At 66.5% G+C, this 4,392-nt stretch carries 4 protein-coding genes; all 4 read right to left on the bottom strand.

Features of this window, described 5'->3' with window-relative positions:
• Positions 1-50: 50 nt before the first annotated feature.
• The 4 genes from QHF83_RS52975 to QHF83_RS52960 all read right to left on the bottom strand — a co-directional run bounded on the left by QHF83_RS52975 (position 51) and on the right by QHF83_RS52960 (position 4,261).
• Positions 51-380: a hypothetical protein gene (locus tag QHF83_RS52975; RefSeq protein WP_282425823.1), complete on the bottom strand. Its 330-nt coding sequence runs from the start codon at positions 378-380 to the stop codon at positions 51-53.
• A gap of 256 nt (positions 381-636) precedes the next feature.
• On the bottom strand, positions 637-1,650 hold the full coding sequence (locus QHF83_RS52970; protein ID WP_282425822.1) for an RNA polymerase sigma factor: 1,014 nt from the start codon (positions 1,648-1,650) through the stop codon (positions 637-639).
• Positions 1,651-1,814: 164 nt separating this feature from the next.
• Positions 1,815-2,534, bottom strand: a complete 720-nt coding sequence (locus QHF83_RS52965; protein WP_282425821.1) for a hypothetical protein — start codon at positions 2,532-2,534, stop codon at positions 1,815-1,817.
• Between the two features lie 1,559 nt (positions 2,535-4,093).
• Positions 4,094-4,261, bottom strand: a complete 168-nt coding sequence (locus QHF83_RS52960) for a hypothetical protein (RefSeq protein WP_282425820.1) — start codon at positions 4,259-4,261, stop codon at positions 4,094-4,096.
• Positions 4,262-4,392: the final 131 nt, after the last annotated feature.

The following is a 4,392-nucleotide window of genomic DNA, read 5'->3' as shown; positions in this document are numbered from 1 at the left end:
CGGTCTTCGTGGCGGTTGCCTCCTCTGCACCTTCATTTTTGACGAACTCGTCATGCCGCCGCATCGAGGGGAAATGTTACGCAGCAGTCCGGAAGAGCGCCATGATGCGGGTTGCCGAACGGATACGCATGGAGCTGCACCCGCTCGGGTCGCAAACCGTGCTCCGAGAGCCGGGCCTCGCGGAAGCGCTCACGGATGCGGAGGACTATGGCGCCCAGGAAAGCTCGGGCGCAGCTCCACGCCGAAGGCGGATCCACGATCGTATCGCGCGGCGGCTCGGAAAGCGCCACACTCATCCGTGTCCCGCTCTGCGGCGGCACCGCCGAGCGGTCCATCACGGTCGTTGCTGCGTCGTCGTCGACATCCCGAAGAGCATTCATGGTTCCTCCATGGGCGTCGCCGACCCGAGGCGACGGCGAATCAAGGGCGTGCGCGCGAGCAGTGGGGCGCCCCGATTCGCTGCCGCCTGAGATCGGCGACAAACGACCCCCAGGAGAGGGCGATGGGAACGCGTACCCAGAGAAAACATCCCCATCGCCCCCTTCTGCGGGTCGTTTTTCAGCTACGTGCGTCGCCTTCAGGCGCGCACATAGATAAAATTGGGTTGGTCGCCCTGGAGGGACACCAAAAAAGTGATCAGGGCGCGCGGCGCGTTCGCTCGGCCCTCACGAGCTCACCGAGGACGAACGCTCTCACCTTGGGCAGCGGGTTCGACGGGAACCGACGATCGTAGCGCTCGAACGCCGCCCGTGCGTCCGCAATGTCACCTTGCTCCAGCGCACCTACCGCCCGATTCAGCAAGGCCCGCGCTTCGGCCGTTGGATCCGCAGGACGCGGCATCGGACTCGGCGGGCTCGGCGGCGGCGCAGGCGGCGGCGCTGCTGTCACAGGCAAAGCGGCAACAGCCGGGGGAATGCGCTCGTCGACATGGCTCCTCGTGGCCTCGGGCACCACCGCCGCGGGACGCATGAGGAGATAAACGACGACCGCGCCGACAATCCCGCCCGTGATGTTTCCTCCGAGAAACGAGGCTACGTCCTGTCCGGTCTGCCCGGTGCCCGGAGCCTCGCCGTCCGGAGCGGTCGCGGTCGCTTCCGGCTCCGTCGCTCCGGAGCCCAGCTCGACGACGGCGCGGAGCCGCTCCCGCAGCTCCTCCGGAACGTGCTCCGTGCGAGCGCGGAAGAACGCGAACAGCCCGTCCACCGCGAAGGGCAGGACGACCATGCCGTTGTCGCGCATCTTCCTCTTGATCCGCCGCGTGAAATCTTCTCGCGCGCGTTCGAGGCGATCTTTGACGGTGCGCTTCGAGACGCCGACCAACTGCGCCGTCTCCTCGTGGCTCAGCTCCCCGAGCTCGACGGCGGTTAGCACTTCGCGAAGGTCCGCATCCATCTCCCCGATGGTCTCGTGCATGAGTCGCAAGTACTGCGCTGTAGCCATGGCCTCCTCGGGGGTGCGCGCGCCGCTCGGCACCCCAAATACATCTTCATCAACGAAAAATCCTCCTCGATACTGCTCGCGCACCTGCCGATCGCGCGCCTTTCGCAGCGTGATCACATACAGCCAGACGGCCATCGATCCCTTCGCCGGATCGTACCGCGGCAAACCCGCGACGGCTGCCGTCAAGACCTCTTGCGCGAGGTCTCCCACTTCCGCGGGCGGAACGGGCCCCCAGGGCGGGGGGAGCCGGGCCAACCATCCCGGCACGCGGAGTGCAAGCTGCGCGAGTTGTTCGCGAGGATCATCTTGGGTGTCGGATCGTCGGGTCACGTCCTATGGATTGGGTTGAGCACCCGAGAGGGACACCCAAATCGTCACTTGTCCTTCGGACGGCAGCAGATCGTCGAGGGACGGAGCGCTTCCACCTGTCCGATGGGTTCCCCGCCCGTCGGCTGGCATGTGCCCGAGTGGTACGTGACGTTCGAGATCGACTTGCTCCCGAGGGCCGAGCCCGGGAGGGTCACATCGAAGCATGCTTCCTTGAGGGACGAGATCGAGTACCCGAGGAGCAGAGGATCGACGCACGCGTCGTCCTTGTAGATCGAGGCCGTCGCCGTGCACATGCTGCCCTCGACCTCGGGCATGCACTCGCATGTGGTGCATCCGCGTTTGTCCTCGAACCCGCTGTAAATAACGAGCCGGTCGGTATAGTCCTCGCCCTCGCAGGGGACGTCTTCATCCTTATATACGCAGGCCCGAAACTCGGGCGGCGGCGTGGGCGCGGGGGCGCACTTCGCGCCGGATCCGCACCCGCCTTCGCCGCCTTCCGGGTATCCCTCGCAAACAACGACCGTGAGCCCCCACGTTGGCTCGTCCGAAGTCCCGGTCAGGATCGGCTCGTAGTTCACCTCGCAGCCTTCGTCCACGGCCTGCATGGGCCCGATGGTGAGCGACTCGACGCACGGCTTGCCGCCGCACTGTTTTCCCGCGGCGATCGCGTTGGAGTTCGAGCAGCTCCCGTCCCAGTCGGCCGGGGGGTCGAAGGACGTGGGGACCGCGACGGGCGTGGAACATGCGGCGTTGGAAGCCGTCATCGTCGCCGGAAGGATGCACGAGCCCGTCGAAGGCTTGCAGGCGCAGCCGCAAGCGAGCGGTCCCGCCGTGAGATGGGCGTACTTGGTGAAGTGGTGGTGGGGTGCATCGGGCGGGCACTCGATGGAGGGGCCGGGTGACCTCGCCACGAGGACCGGACCGCTCCATCCGAGGGGCCGGAAGGGGACGCACTGGCCCGTGCAGGCTTTGGCCTCGACACCGCCGTCTCCGGCATCGGTGTCGGCGTCTGCACCGGCATCGCCGATGTTTTCACACCCGGGCCTTTTCCCCTCCGGATCGCACTCATACTCGAATACCGTTGTCCCGTATCCGCATGCCAGATGAACCACAGCGACGGCAATTAGCAGCATTCTATGCATATTGATCATGGATTCCATATCACACCGATCCCTACTGACGGCAAAACCCGCGGTGTCGTCCAAACCGTTTCATCATCCGCCGAGTGCGCGCGGGTGTGTGCCCATCGGGCTCCACGCAGCTGGAAGAGGACCTCCGCATAACCCCGCAGCCAGACGTGCTGGGAAAGCGCCAGATCGTACGAGCCCCGCAGCCCCGCTCCGCCGAAGGGTTGGTCAGGTTCGTTCCGCGCTTTCACGCTGTCACCCATGACAACTTGATAGAACCCACCGGCAACCGGCATGCAGATACGCCCACGTTCTCGGAGCAGGAGGCAAGGCAGGGCGCTCCCCGTAGCGAGCCAGGTACGTATCGGCACGTTGTCCACGTCCCCCCGGTGATCGACCACGCCGCGCAGCTCGACGCCGAGAGACACCCAAGGCCACCGCAGCGCTACCTGAAGAGCCCCGCCCAAGGCGACGCCCGGGGTATCGAAAGGTGCCACGACCAGAGCCGCAGACAGCTCAGGGCGAAACGGAGGAGCGGCAGAATCCGACAGACGGGCCTGCGGTACCTGTGGCGGCGGCGGGTGAGGCTCGGCGGGGGCCGGCGGCGCCGGAGCTGGCAGGGGCTCCGGGGGCGCCACCGCAGGCGCCGGTGGTGCAAGGAGCGTCCACGCCTCCGGCGTCTCACCCTTGGGCGTCATGAACCGCGCGTAGATCATGAGCGCCACATCCTCGACGAGCTCGTCGCACCTCCACCGCGGGGTCGCTGTTTCCTCCCACTGGACCGCTCCCTGGTCGTCTCGCGCGACGAGCAGCGCGTCCAGGCGTCCACCGGCACGCCGCACCGTCACGGAAAGCGACGCGCGCGCCGCGTCCGGGAAGGCATCGTACCGGTACTTCGCGCTCGTCAGCTCCGCCAGAGCGGACTTTGCAGGACAGTTCGCCCCAGGGGGGGCGACATACTCGAGCCGAAAGGCGACGCGTTGCGCCGTGGGTGCGTCGTCCGCCATCACAGGCGGCCCGAGCGCAGCCAGCGCGACAGTCAGCAGGTTTGCGAAGGCGCGACGCATCGATCCTCGGACGAACCCCACGCTACCAGGGAACGAGGAAAACGCGCAAGATGGTCCCTCCTGGTTTGGCCGGACCGCACGCGTTCGGGGGTCTGGCAACTGGCGTCGGACTGGGGGCTTGCGCGAACTTCACGTTCCCTGCGTGAGCACGCTGAGGTCCTTGCCGAGCACGCGAGCGACCGCCCCGGCAAAGTGGACCGTCACGTAGAGCTTGGCGTCCAGGACCGCGCGCACGTATTCGCGGGGGTAGCCGAGCGCCCCCGCGACGTCGTGCAGGGTTTTTCCCTGTGCATACATGAGGAGAACTCATCTCATAAACCGTCCAGGAGCGCCCTGAGGTACACGACGATGCATCCGAGATGGACGAAGCCGAGGAAGTTTTCGGCGTGACGCTCGTACCGAACCACGATGCGGCGGAAGCTCTGGAG

It is taken from the genome of Polyangium sp. 15x6, from assembly GCF_029960785.1.
Taxonomy (GTDB): Bacteria; Myxococcota_A; Polyangia; order Polyangiales; family Polyangiaceae; genus Polyangium.
The sequence above is the reverse complement of the archived record's forward strand: the minus strand, read 5'-3'. Positions and strand labels throughout refer to the sequence as shown.

Coding starts and splice junctions, on each gene's coding strand:
- QHF83_RS52960 (WP_282425820.1), bottom strand. CDS start 4,261: ATGTATGCACAGGGAAAAACCCTGCACGACGTCGCGGGGGCGCTCGGC.
- QHF83_RS52975 (WP_282425823.1), bottom strand. CDS start 380: ATGAATGCTCTTCGGGATGTCGACGACGACGCAGCAACGACCGTGATG.
- QHF83_RS52965 (WP_282425821.1), bottom strand. CDS start 2,534: ATGACGGCTTCCAACGCCGCATGTTCCACGCCCGTCGCGGTCCCCACG.